The sequence below is a fragment of the Neogemmobacter tilapiae genome (assembly GCF_014652215.1).
Lineage (GTDB): Bacteria > Pseudomonadota > Alphaproteobacteria > Rhodobacterales > Rhodobacteraceae > Neogemmobacter > Neogemmobacter tilapiae.
The window spans coordinates 17,583-34,064 of the sequence record NZ_BMYJ01000001.1; the positions used below are offsets into that span (position 1 = coordinate 17,583).

General features: G+C 60.5%; 16 protein-coding genes. 7 read left to right on the forward strand and 9 right to left on the reverse strand.

Going from position 1 to position 16,482, the window contains the following annotated elements:
- Positions 1-3 precede the first annotated feature (3 nt).
- From IE095_RS00100 to IE095_RS00125, 6 genes are all read right to left on the reverse strand, one after another.
- A complete protein-coding gene (locus IE095_RS00100) occupies positions 4-408 on the reverse strand; it encodes a hypothetical protein (protein ID WP_189409314.1) in 405 nt (134 codons plus the stop codon).
- Positions 408-896 (reverse strand): hypothetical protein, encoded by a 489-nt coding sequence (locus tag IE095_RS00105; RefSeq protein ID WP_189409315.1) that lies wholly within the window; start codon positions 894-896, stop codon positions 408-410. The genes IE095_RS00100 and IE095_RS00105 overlap by 1 nt, the downstream gene beginning before the upstream one ends.
- Positions 896-1,651, reverse strand: a complete 756-nt coding sequence (locus IE095_RS00110; RefSeq protein WP_229804374.1) for an ABC transporter ATP-binding protein — start codon at positions 1,649-1,651, stop codon at positions 896-898. Before IE095_RS00110 ends, IE095_RS00105 begins: the two co-directional genes overlap by 1 nt.
- A 91-nt stretch (positions 1,652-1,742) precedes the next feature.
- On the reverse strand, positions 1,743-2,324 hold the full coding sequence (locus tag IE095_RS00115) for a hypothetical protein (protein WP_189409317.1): 582 nt from the start codon (positions 2,322-2,324) through the stop codon (positions 1,743-1,745).
- A 132-nt stretch (positions 2,325-2,456) separates the two neighbouring features.
- Positions 2,457-3,233, reverse strand: coding sequence for an ABC transporter ATP-binding protein (locus IE095_RS00120; protein ID WP_189409319.1), 777 nt, complete (start codon positions 3,231-3,233; stop codon positions 2,457-2,459).
- Positions 3,234-3,326: 93 nt separating this feature from the next.
- Positions 3,327-4,511 (reverse strand): ABC transporter substrate-binding protein, encoded by a 1,185-nt coding sequence (locus IE095_RS00125; protein WP_189409321.1) that lies wholly within the window; start codon positions 4,509-4,511, stop codon positions 3,327-3,329.
- Between the two features lie 172 nt (positions 4,512-4,683).
- On the opposite strand from IE095_RS00125, the gene IE095_RS00130 reads away from it, so the two are divergent.
- The 4 genes from IE095_RS00130 (at position 4,684) to lpdA (ending at position 9,211) form a co-directional block, all read left to right on the forward strand.
- Positions 4,684-5,778 (forward strand): PQQ-dependent sugar dehydrogenase, encoded by a 1,095-nt coding sequence (locus IE095_RS00130; RefSeq protein WP_308428858.1) that lies wholly within the window; start codon positions 4,684-4,686, stop codon positions 5,776-5,778.
- A 144-nt stretch (positions 5,779-5,922) separates the two neighbouring features.
- Positions 5,923-7,167: an MFS transporter gene (locus tag IE095_RS00135; protein WP_189409325.1), complete on the forward strand. Its 1,245-nt coding sequence runs from the start codon at positions 5,923-5,925 to the stop codon at positions 7,165-7,167.
- Positions 7,151-7,720, forward strand: coding sequence for a DUF924 family protein (locus IE095_RS00140; RefSeq protein ID WP_189409327.1), 570 nt, complete (start codon positions 7,151-7,153; stop codon positions 7,718-7,720). The genes IE095_RS00135 and IE095_RS00140 overlap by 17 nt, the downstream gene beginning before the upstream one ends.
- A gap of 93 nt (positions 7,721-7,813) precedes the next feature.
- Positions 7,814-9,211: a dihydrolipoyl dehydrogenase gene (gene lpdA / locus IE095_RS00145; protein WP_189409329.1), complete on the forward strand. Its 1,398-nt coding sequence runs from the start codon at positions 7,814-7,816 to the stop codon at positions 9,209-9,211.
- A 3-nt stretch (positions 9,212-9,214) separates the two neighbouring features.
- On the opposite strand, the gene IE095_RS00150 is transcribed toward lpdA, so the two are convergent.
- A complete protein-coding gene (locus IE095_RS00150; protein WP_189409331.1) occupies positions 9,215-9,682 on the reverse strand; it encodes a DUF6647 family protein in 468 nt (155 codons plus the stop codon).
- Between the two features lie 122 nt (positions 9,683-9,804).
- Between IE095_RS00150 and IE095_RS00155 the strand changes: the two genes are divergently transcribed.
- Positions 9,805-10,965 (forward strand): MFS transporter, encoded by a 1,161-nt coding sequence (locus tag IE095_RS00155; protein ID WP_189409333.1) that lies wholly within the window; start codon positions 9,805-9,807, stop codon positions 10,963-10,965.
- Here the strand turns inward: IE095_RS00155 and IE095_RS00160 are convergent.
- The gene (locus tag IE095_RS00160) at positions 10,962-11,276 is read right to left on the reverse strand and encodes a rhodanese-like domain-containing protein (RefSeq protein ID WP_189409335.1); all 315 of its coding nucleotides are present in this window, start codon (positions 11,274-11,276) and stop codon (positions 10,962-10,964) included. The two genes, IE095_RS00155 and IE095_RS00160, sit on opposite strands and share 4 nt — an antisense overlap.
- A gap of 146 nt (positions 11,277-11,422) precedes the next feature.
- On the opposite strand from IE095_RS00160, the gene uvrA reads away from it, so the two are divergent.
- Positions 11,423-14,281, forward strand: a complete 2,859-nt coding sequence (gene uvrA / locus IE095_RS00165) for an excinuclease ABC subunit UvrA (RefSeq protein ID WP_189409337.1) — start codon at positions 11,423-11,425, stop codon at positions 14,279-14,281.
- A gap of 176 nt (positions 14,282-14,457) precedes the next feature.
- Positions 14,458-15,435, forward strand: coding sequence for an Lnb N-terminal periplasmic domain-containing protein (locus IE095_RS00170; protein ID WP_189409339.1), 978 nt, complete (start codon positions 14,458-14,460; stop codon positions 15,433-15,435).
- Here the strand turns inward: IE095_RS00170 and IE095_RS00175 are convergent.
- The gene (locus tag IE095_RS00175; RefSeq protein WP_189409340.1) at positions 15,432-16,403 is read right to left on the reverse strand and encodes a DUF808 domain-containing protein; all 972 of its coding nucleotides are present in this window, start codon (positions 16,401-16,403) and stop codon (positions 15,432-15,434) included. The two genes, IE095_RS00170 and IE095_RS00175, sit on opposite strands and share 4 nt — an antisense overlap.
- Positions 16,404-16,482: the final 79 nt, after the last annotated feature.

The following is a 16,482-nucleotide window of genomic DNA, read 5'->3' on the forward strand; positions in this document are numbered from 1 at the left end:
GCCTTATCCGGGGCTCTGGCAGGTGCCAGTCCAGTATTCTTCGTGTAGATAGGTTTCTTGCAGGCTGGCGAGCGTCAGCTTGGCCGCCCCTTCCGGCGTGTGGCTGAACCCGCCATCCAGCCCTTCGTGGTCAAAGATCACATAGACGCGCTGCGGTTCGGTCATATGGGTTTTCAGCTCCAGCAGACGGTCGCCGCCACCCGGCCCGATGCCCTTGGTTGCCAGATACCAATTCTCACCCTCGGCATAGATCTGCGCCGTGGCTTCGCTGCCCGTGGGACAAGACCCATCCGTATCCCGCGCCATATCGCAGGCTTGCAGGGTCATGGCACAGGTCAGGTTGTTGTAGTCGGCCAAGGCGGGCAGGGGGGCCATGACCGCGCCCAAAAAGATGAAACGCCCGATCATCACTGGCTCCCTGGAAAATTGCAGGAAGCCTTGATCACTTTTACTGGCTCCGTAGGTGAATAAGCACGGTCTGACGTGACAATTGTCAGGTTTGCTGCATTTTGATTGTCGTTATTGTAGTCATACCATGCGGCCTCGGCTAAGCCATCATATGCGAGCGCTTTCTGCAACGCAGTTTCAGTACTTTCGAAGGGTGCGCCAGCCATTTCTGCGAAAGTGAAAGCCTCAAACCCCATTCCCTCGAATTCGTTGTGATTGTTTTTCACCCAGACACTCACGACTTCGCCGGCAGCACTCACATCAAAGGACATGATGATTTGGGTGGCATCTGATGTCTCGCGACAATCAAGCGGCCATTCCGCTTTGCATGTCGCGTAGACGCTACACGAACCCAGATACATGGTGGATTGTTCCGCATGGGCAGAAAACCCGCCCAGCAAAATCTGTAGCGCGCATGCAAAAAAACCGAGGCTGGAACGCACAGCCATCACATCCCCCCCAAAAAGGTCCGCCGCACGTCCGGATCGGCCATCAGCGCCGCGCCCGTATCGGTATAGCGGTTCGCCCCCTGCACCAGAACATAGCCCTTGTCGGCAATCTCCAGCGCCTGCCGCGCGTTCTGTTCGACCATCAGGATCGAAATACCCGTCCGCGCCACTTCGATGATCCGGTCGAACAGTTCATCCATCACGATGGGCGAAACCCCTGCCGTCGGTTCGTCCAGCATCAGCACCTTCGGCTGCGTCATGAGCGCGCGCCCCACAGCCACCTGCTGCCGCTGCCCCCCCGACAATTCCCCCGCCGCCTGATGCCGCTTGGTTTTCAGGATCGGGAACAGCTCATAAACCTGATCCATCGTCGCGCGAATGTCGTCCCGCCGCAGGAAGGCCCCCATTTCTAGGTTCTCTTCCACCGTCATGGTCGTGAAAATGTTCTGTGTCTGCGGCACAAAGGCCATGCCCTTGGCCACGCGCGCCTGTGGTGACAGCCCGGTGATATCCTCACCCGCCAGCCGCACATGCCCCCCGCGCAGGCGCAGCATGCCAAAGACGGCTTTCATCGCCGTCGATTTGCCCGCCCCATTCGGCCCGACGATCACGGCAATCTCGCCCTTTTCGACGGCCAAGGTGCAGCCATGCAGAATGTCGACGGCCCCATAGCCCCCGGTCATGTTCTCGCCCACCAGAAAGGGCACCGTCCCCGGTTTGTTGTCTTTCACGAAACTGTCGCCATTCCCTGTCATCTTTTCTTGTTTATGCACCGGCAGCCCGGCGCCCGTCAAATTGCAATGGCCCCGCAGAGGGGCCATTGCCTGCAATTCATGCAAGGGTTGTTCAGTCCAGCGCCGCCGTCCGCACGCCCACTGTCACAGCCCCAATCACCGTCAGCGTTTCCGGATCGACAATCGGATAGCTGACTTGGGCGATGTAATCCCCGGTGGAATCGTCGCGTTCTGCCGCACCGTAATCCACCCCTTCCGGCCCTTTGCCGGCCGAGTTCTGAAATTTCGGCTCGTCGCCTTGCCAGAAATCCGAAGGCGCTTGCGTCGCGGCCACGTTCAGCCCCTTGGCGTCCATCACGATCACCTCGGCAATCGCCCCGCCTGAACCTTCGTTCTTTTTGCGCAGGAAATCGGCCAGCTTGCCGCTGATCACCTTTTTGATCAGCGGATCGGTGCCCGCCTCGACCACGGCACGCCATTTTTCATCCAAAGCGATGATTTCGGCCTCAGAGAAATCTTTCGACACCTCATTCTGTTTGCGCACCTCGCCCAAAATCAGCGGGTCTTGCAGCCAGGGTTGGATGTTCAGCTTTGCAAAGCTTGCCAAGGCTTTGGACGAATCTTCAGCCATAGCAGAAACAGGGGTCAGCATGATTGCAAGCAGCAGCCCCTTGGTCAGGTTGTTCAGTTTCATTGGTTCCTCACTCCCACACAACGGCATGGGGCTCATGCCGCACAATCACAAACGCCTTCCTCGGGGCGTTAGGGGCAATGTGATCCGCAATTGTGCTTTTTTAGGGCCGAAGCGGGGCTAGGATAAGATTGCTCAGGCGGTGATCTTGTTCTTCAAACCCCGGCCCAGATAGGCCTCGATCACCCGTTCGTCGTTCTTCACCTGATCCACCGTGCCCTGCGCCAGAACCCGGCCTTCGGCCATCACGATCACCGGGTCACACAGCCGCCCGATGAAATCCATGTCATGTTCGATCACACAGAACGTGTAGCCCCGTTCCTTGTTCAACCGCACAATCGCATCGCCGATGGTGTTCAGCAGGGTCCGGTTCACGCCCGCCCCCACCTCGTCCAGAAAGACGATCTTGGCATCGACCATCATCGTCCGCCCCAGCTCCAGCAGCTTTTTCTGCCCGCCCGAGATATTCGCCGCCTTTTGGTCGGCCAGATGGCTGATCGTCAGAAAATCCAGCACCTCATCCGCCTTGTCGCGCAAGGCCCGTTCTTCCGATGCAATCCGGCCCCGGTTGAAAAAGGCGTTCCACAGCGTTTCACCCGACTGCGCGGCAGGCACCATCATCAGGTTTTCCCGCACGGTCATGGAGCCAAACTCATGCGCAATCTGAAAGGTCCGCAGCAGGCCCTTGTGAAACAATTCATGCGGCGGCAGGCCGGTGATATCCTCACCATCCATGAAAACGCGGCCACTCGTCGGGGGCAGACGCCCCGCAATGACGTTGAACAGCGTCGTCTTGCCCGCGCCGTTCGGCCCGATCAGCCCCGTGATGCTGCCCTTGGCAATTTCAATGCTCGCCCCGTCCACGGCGCGAAAGGCCCCGAAATGCCGGTGCAGGTCTTCAACCTTGATCATGTCGTTCCCCTGATGGTCCGCCACTTGGCCGGGCAGATCCGTCCTTGTGCAAAGGCCCGGCGCAAAGCACCGGGCCTTTCCGTTCAGCAGGCCTTAGCGGAAGCCGACCGTTTCGTTCTTGCCGTCCTTGATCTCGATCTGGCGATAGCGACCTGCGCTTTCACCCGGTCCGATCAGGGTCACAGCGGTCGCCCCTTCATAGTCAATCGCTGTGCCAGCGGCCAAGAGTTCAAGACCTTTCGCCAGTTCGCCCGGATAGATTTTCTCGCCCGGACCGTTGGCGATTTCCATGATCTTGCCCTTGTAATCCGCCGGGTTCGACGATTTGGCGGCCTGCATCGCCAGGGCGATCAGGGCAGCCGCGTCATAGGATTCCGGCGAATAGGCCGAGGTGCCGTCAAAGCCAGCCGCCGCAGCCATCTCTTCGTATTTCTTGGCCCCTTCCGAATCCGAACCGGCGATCTGGCCATAGGAACCCGTCAGCCCTTCGCCAATCGCGGTGGGCAGGCTGTCGCCAATCATGCCGCCCGGCAAGCCAAAGGTGCTGAAAGCGCCAGTGTCGAGCGAGGCCTGGATGATGCCTTTGCCGCCCTGATCCAGATAGCCCGCCACGACCAGAATGTCGCCGCCCGCCGAGGCGAGCGCCGCGACTTCGGCCGAATAGTCGGCCTTGCCGTCTTCATGCGCGGTGTTGATCGTGACCGTGCCGCCCTTGGCGGTAAAGGCCGCGGCGATCGATTCCGCAAGACCCTTGCCATAGTCGTTGTTGGTATAGGTCAGCGCGATGGACTTCACGCCTTTCTCTACCAGAATGTCGGCCATGACTTCGCCTTCGCGCGCATCCGACGGCGCGGTGCGGAAGAACAGCCCGTCATCTTCGGCCGTGGTCAGCGCAGGCGAGGTGGCCGAGGGCGAGATCATGACCATTCCGTTCGGGCGCGCCACGTTTTGCAGGATAGCGCCGGTCACGCCGGAACAGTCCGCCCCCATGATGCCCTTTACCTGATCGGCCGTGATCAGACGCTCCGCCGCCGCCGTGCCCGCCGCGCTGTCGCCGCAGGTCGTGTCGGCGCGCACCGGCACCAGGGTAGAGCCATCCAGGAACTTGCCCGAGTCGCTCAGTTCTTTCAGCGCCATTTCGGCACCGGCGGCCATAGCCGGGGCCAGCGATTCAATCGGGCCGGTGAACCCGATCAGAACGCCAATCTTGACCTCTTCCGCCTGAACGGCACCGGCCATAAGCGCGCTGGCAGCCGTGGCGATGAGCAGCTTTTTCATTCGTTTCTCCCATGTCGGATCATTATCCTGAGCGTGAGCCTAGACCGGGCGAAAACAAAAGAAAAGCAGGGAAAAGCGGGCGAAATACTGCCCATTGCCGGAACAATGATGTGAACAGGGCTGGATTGTCGGGCTTTTGTTCCTAGCTGGGGAACAACAGCAGGAGAAGATGATGCAGAAACTGGGACTGACGGCAGGGCTTTTGTTCATGGGCGCGACCGGCGCTTGGGCCGAGGTGCTGGGCACTTCGCTCGGCGATATGGAGGTCAGCCCCGTGGTGACGGGCCTGACCGAGCCTTGGGCCTTGGCTTTTCTGCCCGACGGGCAGTTTCTGGTGACCGAACGCGACGGGCGGCTGATGCTTTATCCGGCGGGTGGCGGTGAGGGGCAGGCGGTTGAGGGCCTGCCCGCAGTCTATGCCAGCGGTCAGGGCGGCTTGCTGGATGTTCTGATCCCCGCCGATTTCGCCACCAGCCGCGCCGTCTGGCTTTCCTATGCCGAACCGCGGGGCGATGGTGCGGGCACCGCTGTCGGCTGGGGCACCCTGTCACAGGACGGCACCCGGCTGGAAGGCTTTACCCCCATCTTCCAATCGCCCCAAGGCGGCCAGGGCGGGCGACACTTTGGCTCGCGCCTTGTCGAAGGGGCGGATGGGACTGTCTATCTGACCATCGGCGACCGCGGCACCGGCCCTGATGGGCTTCAAGCCCAAGACCCTTCGCGGCCCGAGGGCAAGATCATCGCCCTGACCCGCGACGCCGTTGCCCCCGCCGCCATCGAAGGTGCCCTGCGCGGCGTGCAGACCTTGGGCCACCGTAACCCCCAAGGCCTTGCTGTCGATGCCCAGGGTCAGATCTGGGCGGTGGAACATGGCGCGCAGGGTGGCGATGAATTGAACCGCATTGAACCCGGCAAGAACTATGGCTGGCCGGTCATTTCCTATGGCGAGAATTACGGTGGCGGCACCATCGGCGAAGGAACCGCGAAGGCGGGCATGGAACAGCCGGTCAAGATGTGGGATCCCTCCATCGCCCCCTCTGGCCTGATGGTCTATCAGGGATCAATGTTCCCCGAATGGCAGGGCGATTTCTTTACCGGCAGCCTGAACAGCGACTATCTTTCCCGGCTTGACCCCGAGATGGCCTATGCCGAGGAACGCCTGTCCAGCGCAGAAACCGCCCGCGTCCGCGACGTGGTCGAGGCTCCGGATGGTTCAGTCTGGTTTTTGTCTGTTACTGACGGGACCGTTTATCGTATCGCCCGATGAGAATAACGGTGCGGCCTGCCAAGGCGCAATTGGCCTTGCGGGCCGCCTTTCACTTCTTCACGGCCCGCTACAGGTTTTTGGCAAATTATACGCAAAGGTGATGGCAGCGTCAGGGCTCCGTGTTAGCAAGGGGCAGGAGGGCCCATGCTGAAGGTTCTGAAAACATCTTGGCCGCTGCTGTTGGGCATCTTGCTCTTGATGGTCGGCAACGGACTGCAAGGCTCGCTTCTAGGGATCCGGGGCACGATTGAGGGTTTTACGACCTTTCAATTGTCGATCGTCATGTCGGGCTATTTCGTGGGTTTCCTGTTCGGCGCCCGCGTCACCCCCGGCATGATCCGCAAGGTCGGCCATGTCCGCGTCTTTTCCGCCCTTGCTTCGATGATTTCGGCCGTTCTGGTGATCTATCCCGTCGCCCCCGAATGGCTGGTCTGGACCGGCCTCCGCGTTCTGATCGGCTTCTGCTTTTCCGGCATCTACATCACCACCGAAAGCTGGCTGAACAACACGGCGACCAACGAAACGCGGGGCCAGGCGCTATCGGCCTATATGATCGTGCAGATGCTGGGCATTATCGCGGCACAGGGGCTGTTGAACGTGGCCGAGCCGACGGATTTCACCTTGTTCGTCATTCCTTCGGTGCTGGTTTCGCTGGCTTTTATGCCGATTTTGCTGACCCCCACGCCTGCACCCACCTTTGACACCACCAAGGGCCTGTCGTTCCGGGCACTGTTCCGAATCTCTCCGCTTGGCTGCATGGGCATGTTGCTGACCGGGGGGATTTTTGCCGCGATGTTCGGCATGTCGACCGTCTGGGGTGCGCAGACGGGGCTATCGGTTCGGCAGATTTCGATCTTTGTCGGCGTGATGTATCTGGGCGGCCTGATCCTGCAATATCCCGTTGGCTGGGCGTCAGACAGGATGGACCGGCGCAACCTGATCTTGGGCCTTTCAGCGGTGGGCGGCGTGGTGATGTTGGTGGCCGCCTTGGCCGATTTGCCGTTCTGGGCCTATCTGACAGCAGGCTTGGTTCTGGGTGGGGTGATCAACCCGCTGTATTCGTTGCTCATTGCCTATACGAACGATTTTCTGCCGACCGATCAAATGGCTGGCGCCAGCGCGGGAATGATTTTTCTGAACGGGCTGGGGGCGATTGGCGGGCCCTTGGTGACAGGCTGGGTGATGGGTGTCGTCGGACCTGGCGGATACTTTCTGGTGATTTCGCTGCTGTTTCTGGCGCTAGCGGGCTATGCGGCTTGGCGGATGACGCAACGGGCCGCCCCAGCCGGGACGGCGGGTTTTGCGGGGCTGACGCCCACGGCCTCGGCTGTGGCGGTCGGGGTTGTGGTTGAGGATGAGGGAAGGAAGACCGATGGCAGACCCGCGTGAGGTGCTGGATTTCTGGCTGGGCGAGATTGGCGAAGAAGGCTGGTATAAAGGCGGCGACGAGATCGACCTGCACTGCCGCCTCACCTTGGGGGAGGATGTCGAGGCCGCGGCGCTGGGGCATCTGGACCATTGGGTGGACGGGCCTGCGGCGACCTTGGCCTATCTGATCCTGACCGACCAATTGCCGCGCAACATCTATCGTGGAACGGCGCAGAGTTTCGCCAGCGATCCGCTGGCCCGGTCTGCCGCCCGCAAGGCCTTGGCCAAGGGCTGGGATCTGGACGTGCCCGAACCCGAACGGCAGTTCTTTTATCTGCCGTTCGAGCACTCCGAAAACGCCGTTGATCAGGAACTGTCGGTCAAGCTGTTTACCGAACGTGTTCCCGGCAGCCCAGAAAACATCCTGCATGCCAAAGCGCATCAGGCTGTCATTGCAAAATTCGGGCGCTTCCCGACGCGCAACGCGGCGCTGGGGCGTGCAACGACGCAATCGGAACAGGATTGGTTAGACGCGGGCGGCTATATGGCAGAAGTTCAAGCCTTGAAAGCCTAGCCATGCGTCTGCTGCAAGGGGCCACGGCGCGGGCTGCGTTGCAGCGCAAAGTAGAATAGTTTAAGGCTAAACCAGTTTTTCAGGGAGGAAGACATGGCAGCACAGACCTTCGACATGATCGTGATCGGGGCAGGGCCAGGGGGCTATGTGGCCGCCATTCGCGGGGCGCAACTGGGCCTGAAAGTGGCTATTGTCGAGCGCGAACATCTGGGGGGCATCTGCCTGAACTGGGGCTGTATTCCGACGAAAGCGCTGCTGCGTTCGGCCGAGGTATTCCACCTGATGCACCGCGCCAAGGAGTTCGGCCTGTCGGCGGGCAACATCGGCTTTGATCTGGACGCCGTCGTTCAACGCTCGCGCGGCGTGGCGAAACAGCTATCGGGCGGCATTGGCCATCTGATGAAAAAGAACAAGATCACCGTTTTTATGGGGTCGGCGACCTTGGCGGGCAAGGGTCTTGTCAGCGTCAAGACCGACAAGGGCGCAGAAGAACTGACCGCCAAGTCCATCGTTCTGGCCACCGGCGCACGAGCGCGGGAAATTCCAGGGCTTGAAGCGGATGGCGATCTCGTCTGGTCCTATAAGCATGCGCTGGTCGCCAAACGCATGCCGAAAAAGCTGCTGGTCATTGGTTCTGGCGCGATTGGCATCGAATTCGCCTCCTTCTTCAACACCCTGGGTGCCGATACGACCGTGGTCGAAGTGATGGACCGCATCCTGCCGGTCGAAGACGCCGAAATTTCCGCCTTTGCGAAAAAGCAGTTCGTCAAGCAGGGCATGAAAATTCTGGAAAAGGCGGGGGTCAAAAAACTCGACCGCAAGCCGGGTGTGGGGGTGACGGCCCATATCGAACAAGACAGCAAGATCACGACGCAAGACTTTGACACGGTGATTTCCGCCGTGGGCATCGTCGGCAACGTCGAAAATCTGGGGCTAGAGGCCTTGGGCGTGAAAATCGACCGCACCCATGTGGTGACCGACGAATTCTGCCGCACGGGGATCGACGGGCTTTATGCCATTGGCGACATCGCCGGGGCACCCTGGCTTGCGCACAAGGCCAGCCATGAGGGCGTGATGGTCGCCGAGCTGATCGCGGGGAAACATCCGCATCCGATCAAGCCGAACTCGATTGCCGGCTGCACCTATTGCCATCCGCAAGTGGCCAGCGTCGGCCTGACCGAGGCAAAGGCGAAAGAGGCGGGCTATACGGTCAAAGTGGGCCGCTTCCCCTTTATCGGCAACGGCAAGGCGATTGCCTTGGGCGAGGCCGAGGGGATGGTGAAAACCGTGTTCGACGCCAAAACCGGCGAACTTCTGGGCGCGCATATGGTGGGCGCCGAGGTGACCGAACTGATCCAGGGCTATGTCGTGGGTCGTTCGTTGGAAACCACCGAAGAAGACCTGATGAACACCGTCTTCCCGCATCCGACCCTATCGGAAATGATGCATGAATCGGTGCTCGACGCCTATGGGCGAGCGCTGCACATCTAGCGGCTAATAGCTGCTTTCACCGGGGCATTGTCCCAATTGCTGGCCCATGACGCGCAAAATGGCCGCGTCGCGGGCCAGACCTTTTGCAGTCAGAAAATCTGCTTGCAAAGCATAGGCTTGGGCCTCTAGCCTTCCGTGGCAGTGCATGGGCAGACCGGACTGATGTTGCGCTGCATGGGCCAATTCGTGCAGAAGATAACTTTGGCCATAGGCGCTGCCCAGATCAAGATCGGCCGCTAGGGTAATGACGCCTGTCGCCGGATCATAAGCCCCAGCCTGCGCACGAAGGGCATCGCCTTCGGGCAAGGTGCCGATTTGAATGGGCGGGCAGGCGGCAAGCGCGGGAAGGCTGCTGTTCTGCGCCATCCAAGCTGCCAATTTACTGGCCAAGGCGCAAAGTGTTGTGTCCTGCGGCGTGGAAAAGGCGGGCAGGGCAGGCAGGATCAGCAGGGCAAGGGCGCGGCGGATCATGCAAATAACAATGAACTTTCGTGAAAGATTTGCAAGGCTGTTACGAAACTGTGCCGTTCGCGCGGATGGCTTGGCATTCCGCAGGATGGCGGCTAGGCAGGCGACAGGCAGAGGAGAGCGGGATGCGCAATTTTTGGATCGTGATCGCCATCTGGGCCGTTAGCCTTGGTGCCGCGGCGCAGTTCGGAAAGTTCGCGGTTCTGTTTGACCGCGTGGCGCTGGCCTATCCCGGACAGCCCCTGCCGATGATCGGGCTTGTCGTGTCGACCGTCGGCTTCGTCGGTTTGATCTTTGGCACCACCGCGGGGCTTTTCGTATCGGCCTTGGGTTATCGGCAGGTGTTGGTGGTGGCGCTTTTGGCAGGGGCGGCGATTTCGGCTGTTGAGGCGCTGATGCCGCCCTTGCCCATCTTGCTGGGCCTTCGCGCGTTGGAGGGCCTGTCACATCTGGCGATTGTCGTGGCGGCCCCGGTGATGACGGCGCAAGTCTCATCGCCGCGTTGGCAGGGGGCGGCGATGACGCTTTACTCGTCATTCTTTGCCGTCTCCTTTGCGGCATTGGGACTAATTGGGCCAAGCGTGGCTGATTGGGGCGGTCTGCCTGCAATCTATCTGGGCCATGCCGCCTATATGCTGGCGGGGGCGGTGCTCATGGCGCTTTTGCTGCCGCGCGATTTGCGTGGACCCCTGCCGCGCCTGACGCTGCCTGCGCTCTTGACACAGCATGGTCGCATCTATGCCAGCCCCTATGAGGCCGCACCTGCGATGGGTTTTGTCTGCTATACAATCACCTATGTGGCGTTTTTGACTTTGATGCCGCAGCAGTTTCTGGGGCGGCCGGAACAGGCCGTGCTGGCAACCTTTATGCCATTGGTCAGCGTGGGCATTTCGCTGACATTGGGGGTCTGGGGGCTTTCGCGTTTTGGCGCGGTGCGTATGGTGCAGGCGGGCTTTGCGGCCGGGTTGGCCTTTGCGCTGATGCTGTGGCTCGTCTGGGGTCAGGCGACGCCCACGGTCTGGGCGGCGTTTGGCGTTGCGGCGGCCCTGGGGGTGGTGCAAAGCGCCTCTTTTGCCACCATCCCGCAACTGAACCCAGAACCAGAGGCGCGCGCGCGGGCAGCTGGGGCCATCGCGCAACTCGGCAACCTTGGCACGACCAGTGGCACGCCACTGCTGGTCTGGTTGATTGCGCAGGCGGGCGGCACGGGCCTCGCGCTTTTCTTGGGATTGTTCTGCGCTTTGGGGATCGCGATCCATGCGGCGCAGGCCGCACGGCGGGGTTAGACCTGTTCTACTGGGCCCCCTGCGGCGACCCAATCGGCGAGACCTCCGATGTTCCAGACCGTTTCGTGTCCCATCTGACGCAGCAAATCTGCCGCGCGCCCGGCTCTTCCGCCTGCCGCACAATAGATGGCCACGGGCCGGTCAGTCGCGATTTCGGTCGCCTTCAAGGGCAAAAGCGCCAAGGCAATATGGCGTGCACCTTGGGCTTTGCCGCTGGATTGCAATTCGGACAATTCGCGCACATCAATCAGATGAATTTCCCCGGCCTGTGCCATACGGGCAAGGTCAGTGATCGCAGGGCATTGGGTCATGGTCGCCTCGTTGGTTGTGGTATTATATATATTGCATAATTTGAATATGTAAACACCCGCCAAGAAGTTCACACTTCGTTCACTTTTTCCGGTTGGAGACTCGCCGCCAATGCCCTATCTATAGGCCCGGACCCTGGGGATAGATCATGTCGGAACAAAAGTTCATTTCGGTACGCGGGGCGCGGGAACATAATCTCAAGGGCATTGATGTCGATATTCCCCGTGACCAGTTGGTGGTGATCACCGGGCTTTCGGGGTCGGGGAAATCCTCGCTGGCCTTTGATACGATCTATGCCGAAGGCCAGCGGCGTTATGTCGAAAGCCTTTCCGCCTATGCCCGCCAGTTTCTGGATATGATGGGCAAGCCCGATGTCGATCATATCTCGGGCCTGTCGCCTGCCATTTCCATCGAACAAAAGACCACCTCGAAGAACCCCCGTTCAACCGTTGGCACGGTGACGGAAATCTACGACTACCTGCGCCTGCTGTTCGCCCGCGTCGGCACGCCCTATTCCCCGGCCACCGGCCTGCCGATCACAGCCATGCAAGTACAGGATATGGTCGATGCCGTGATGGCGATGGAGGAGGGTTCCCGCGCCTATCTGCTGGCCCCCATCGTCCGCGACCGCAAGGGCGAGTATAAAAAGGAATTTCTGGAGCTGCGGAAACAGGGTTTCCAGCGGGTCAAGGTCAACGGCGAATTCTACGAGTTGGAAGAGCCGCCAACGCTGGACAAGAAATTCCGCCACAACATTGATGTGGTGGTTGACCGCATCGTGGTGAAGGAGGGCCTTGAGACCCGACTTGCCGACAGCTTTCGCACCGCTCTCAATCTGGCCGATGGCATTGCCGTCATCGAAACCGCGCCCGCCGAGGGCGAACCGCAGCGCATCACCTATTCGGAAAAATTCGCCTGCCCGGTGTCGGGCTTTACCATCGCCGAAATCGAACCACGCCTGTTTTCGTTCAACGCGCCGTTCGGCGCCTGCCCGAAATGCGACGGGCTGGGGGTGGAGCTGTTCTTTGACGAAAGGCTGATCGTGCCAGACACGGCGCTGTCGCTGGTGCAGGGGGCTTTGGCCCCATGGGCCAAGTCGAAATCGCCCTACATCACCCAGACGATTGAGGCGCTGTCGAAACACTATGGTTTTGACAAGAAAGCGAAATGGAAGGATCTGCCAGCCGATGTGCAGAACCTGTTCCTTTACGGCTCGGGCAAGGAAGAGATCACCTTCCGCTATGACGAAGGCGGACGCGTCTATCAGGTAGACCGGGTTTACGAAGGCATCATTCCGAACATGGAACGGCGCTATCGTGAAACCGACAGCGCCTGGAGCCGTGAGGATATGGAGCGCTATCAGAACAACCGCCCCTGCGGTTCCTGTGGCGGCTATCGCCTGAAGGAAGAGGCGTTGGCGGTGAAAATCGCGGGCCTTCATGTGGGGCAGGTGGTCAGGATGTCGATCCGCGAGGCCTTTGATTGGGTGGAAACGGTGCCCGCCAGCCTTACCGCGCAAAAGAATGAAATCGCGCGGGCGATCCTGAAGGAGATCCGCGAACGGCTGGGGTTCCTGAACAATGTGGGGCTGGAATATCTGACCATGGCGCGAAACGCGGGCACGCTTTCGGGCGGAGAAAGCCAGCGGATTCGGCTGGCGTCGCAAATCGGCAGCGGCCTGACGGGGGTGCTTTATGTGCTGGACGAGCCCAGCATCGGCCTGCATCAGCGCGACAATGACCGCCTGCTGACCACGCTGAAAAACCTGCGCGATCAGGGGAATACGGTTCTGGTCGTGGAACATGACGAAGACGCCATCCGGGAGGCGGATTATGTCTATGACATCGGCCCTGGTGCCGGGGTGCATGGCGGGCAGGTTGTCTCGCACGGGACGCCGGCACAGGTGGCCGCCGACCCGGCCAGCGTGACGGGGCAATATCTGTCAGGCAAGCGCGAGATCAGCGTGCCCAAGGTCCGTCGCAAGGGCAGTGGCAAAAAGCTGACTGTGGTGGGGGCCACGGGCAACAACCTACAAAATGTGACGGCGGAATTTCCCTTGGGGAAATTCGTCTGCGTGACGGGCGTTTCGGGCGGTGGCAAATCGACGCTGACCATCGAAACCCTCTTCAAGAACGCCGCCATGCGGCTGAACGGCGCGCATGAAACGCCCGCGCCTTGCGAAACGATCAAGGGCTTTGAGCATCTGGACAAGGTCATCGACATTGATCAGCGCGCCATCGGGCGCACCCCTCGATCGAACCCCGCCACCTATACCGGGGCCTTTACGCCCATCCGCGATTGGTTCGCGGGCCTGCCAGAATCAAAGGCGCGGGGCTATGGGCCGGGACGATTCAGTTTCAATGTCAAAGGCGGGCGGTGCGAGGCTTGTCAGGGCGATGGCGTCATCAAGATCGAGATGCATTTTCTGCCCGATGTCTATGTAACCTGCGAAACCTGCAAAGGGCATCGCTATAACCGCGAGACTTTGGAAATCAAGTTCAAGAACAAAAGCATCGCTGACGTTCTTGATATGACCTGCGAAGATGCGAACGAATTCTTCGCGGCGGTTCCGGCGATCCGCGACAAGATGGCCGCGCTGTGCGAGGTGGGGCTTGGCTATATCAAGGTTGGCCAACAGGCGACGACGCTGTCCGGGGGCGAGGCGCAGCGGGTGAAGCTGTCGAAAGAACTGTCGCGGCGGGCGACGGGGCGGACGCTGTATATTCTGGACGAACCGACAACCGGCCTGCATTTCGAAGACGTGCGCAAGCTGTTGGAAGTGCTGCATTCCTTGGTTGATCAAGGCAATACGGTTGTGGTCATCGAACACAATCTGGATGTGATCAAGACGGCGGATTGGATCATCGACATCGGTCCCGAGGGTGGCGATGGCGGTGGGCAGATCGTGGCTGTGGGCACGCCCGAAGATGTGGCCAAGGTTTCGGCAAGCCATACGGGGCGTTATCTCAAGGATATGCTCAACCCCCGGCGGGTTGCTGCCGAATAGGCGTCTGATGGGTGGCGGGGCTTGGCCTATGGCCGGACCGCCGCCTTGGCAGGCCCTGATGGGGGGTGCATGGTCCGGCCCGAAACAAAACGGGCAGGCTTATGGCAGGGCGAAACGGATCGGCAAAGCTGGACTTTCGCGGCGCTAAGGCGTCTCGGCAAGGAACAGGACGGGGTATGCTGGCAGGCGTGTGGAGCGGGTTTCAGGCCCTGATCATTTTGGGTGTGCTGGCCATTCTGCTGGCGGCTTTGCATGTGCAATTGCAGGGATCGGTCCGATTGGCGGCGCAGGCCGCCGTGCTGATCTGCGGCTTTGGCGTGGCTTTGTGCTGGCATCTGGGGCAGGGGCGCGTGGCCTTTGGCCTGCTGGCCCTGATGCTGGCGGTGGGGGCCGTCTGGTGGCTGACCATCCGCCCGTCAAACAACCGCGACTGGGCGGATGAAGTGGCGCATGGCGTGACCGGGGCCGAAGCGGATGGCTGGGTACAACTGTCCAACGTGCGGAATTTTCAGTGGAAAACGCGCGAGGATTACGTTCCGGCATGGGAAACCCGGCGCTACAATCTGGCGGGGCTGAATAGGCTGGACATCTTTACCTCCGCCTGGGGCAATCCCGGCATTGCCCATCTGATGGTCAGCTTTGGCTTTGAGGATGGTCAACATGTGGTGTTTTCCACCGAAATCCGGCGCGAAAAGACCGAGAAATTCTCTATCCTTGGCGGTTTCTTCAAGCAGTTCGAGGTGGTTTTGGTGGCGGCGGAAGAATCCGACATCATCCGCCTGCGCACCGATATTCGCGGCGAACAGGTGTCGATGTTCCAACTGGACGTGCCGCCTGCGGTGATGGCCGATGCCTTCCGCAACTTTCTGGCGCTGGGGAATGATCTGGCGGAAAGCCCGCGTTTCTACAACACCTTGACCAACAATTGCACGACAATCCCTTGGCGGCTGGCTCGTGAAATCGCACCCGGCAATGTGCCCTTGGATTGGCGCGTGGTGCTTTCTGGGCATTTCCCTGCCTACATGCAGGACATCGGCCTGACGGGGCAGGGGCAAAGCCGCGACGATATGCTGGCTTGGGCCCGTTTGCGTGGGCCGGGGCCAGCGGCGGAGGATCCGCTGGCCTATTCGGCCGGGCTTCGCACCAGCCCCTAATGGGCGGCCTTGGCTTTGCCTGTCACGCTCGCCCAAAGCGGCGTGATCACGCGCGTTGCCACCGGGATAAGCAACAGGCCAAGGATCAAGCCAAACACGCCATCCAACCCCGCCGTCACCGTCCATTCCAGAAAACCTGCGGCCTGCGGGACAGCATGGGCGGCGGCTTCGGCGATGTGGTGGATCTGGTTGTAAAGCCAGCCCCAGCCCAGATCCGATGCCCCATGCAGAACGATTGACCCGCCCACCCACAGCATCGCCGCTGTGCCGACAATCGACAGAAACGCCATCAGCTTTGGCATAAATGCCACCAAACCCCGCCCCAAGGCCCGCCAAGCCGCCGTCCGGCCAGTTGCCGCCATATGCAGCCCCATATCGTCCATCTTGACGATCAGCGCCACCGTTCCGTAGACCGCCACCGTGATCAGCGTGCCGACCACCGCCAAGGTGATCGCTTCCATCCAGAAATTGCTTTCCGGAATTGCCGCCAAGGCAATCGTCATGATTTCTGCCGACAGGATGAAATCCGTCTTGATCGCCCCCGCGACCTTTTCTTCCTCAAGATGTGCCTTGTCTTTGACGTCCATATCGGCGGCGACATGCGCGTCACCATGCGGGAACAGCCAGTGAAAGACCTTTTCTGCGCCTTCAAAACAAAGATAGGCACCGCCCAACATCAGCAGCGGCGTGATCAGCCAAGGCGCAAAGTTCGACAGCAACAGCGCTGCCGGCAACAGGATGATCAGCTTGTTCTTCAAGGACCCCAGTGCGATCCGCCGGATGATTGGCAATTCCCGGTGCGCGTCAAAGCCATGCACATATTTCGGCGTCACGGCGGCATCGTCGATCACCACGCCCGCCGCCTTGGCTCCGGCCTTGGCCGCCGCCGCCGCAATATCATCGACCGAGGCCGCTGCCACCTTGGCAATCGCCGCCACATCATCCAACAGCGCCAAAAGTCCGCTCATACCCATCCCTTTCGTATTTCATCCGGATATAGGGCGGCCTGCCCCTCGCGCAAAGCGCTTTTCCTTTTGCAAAGCACCG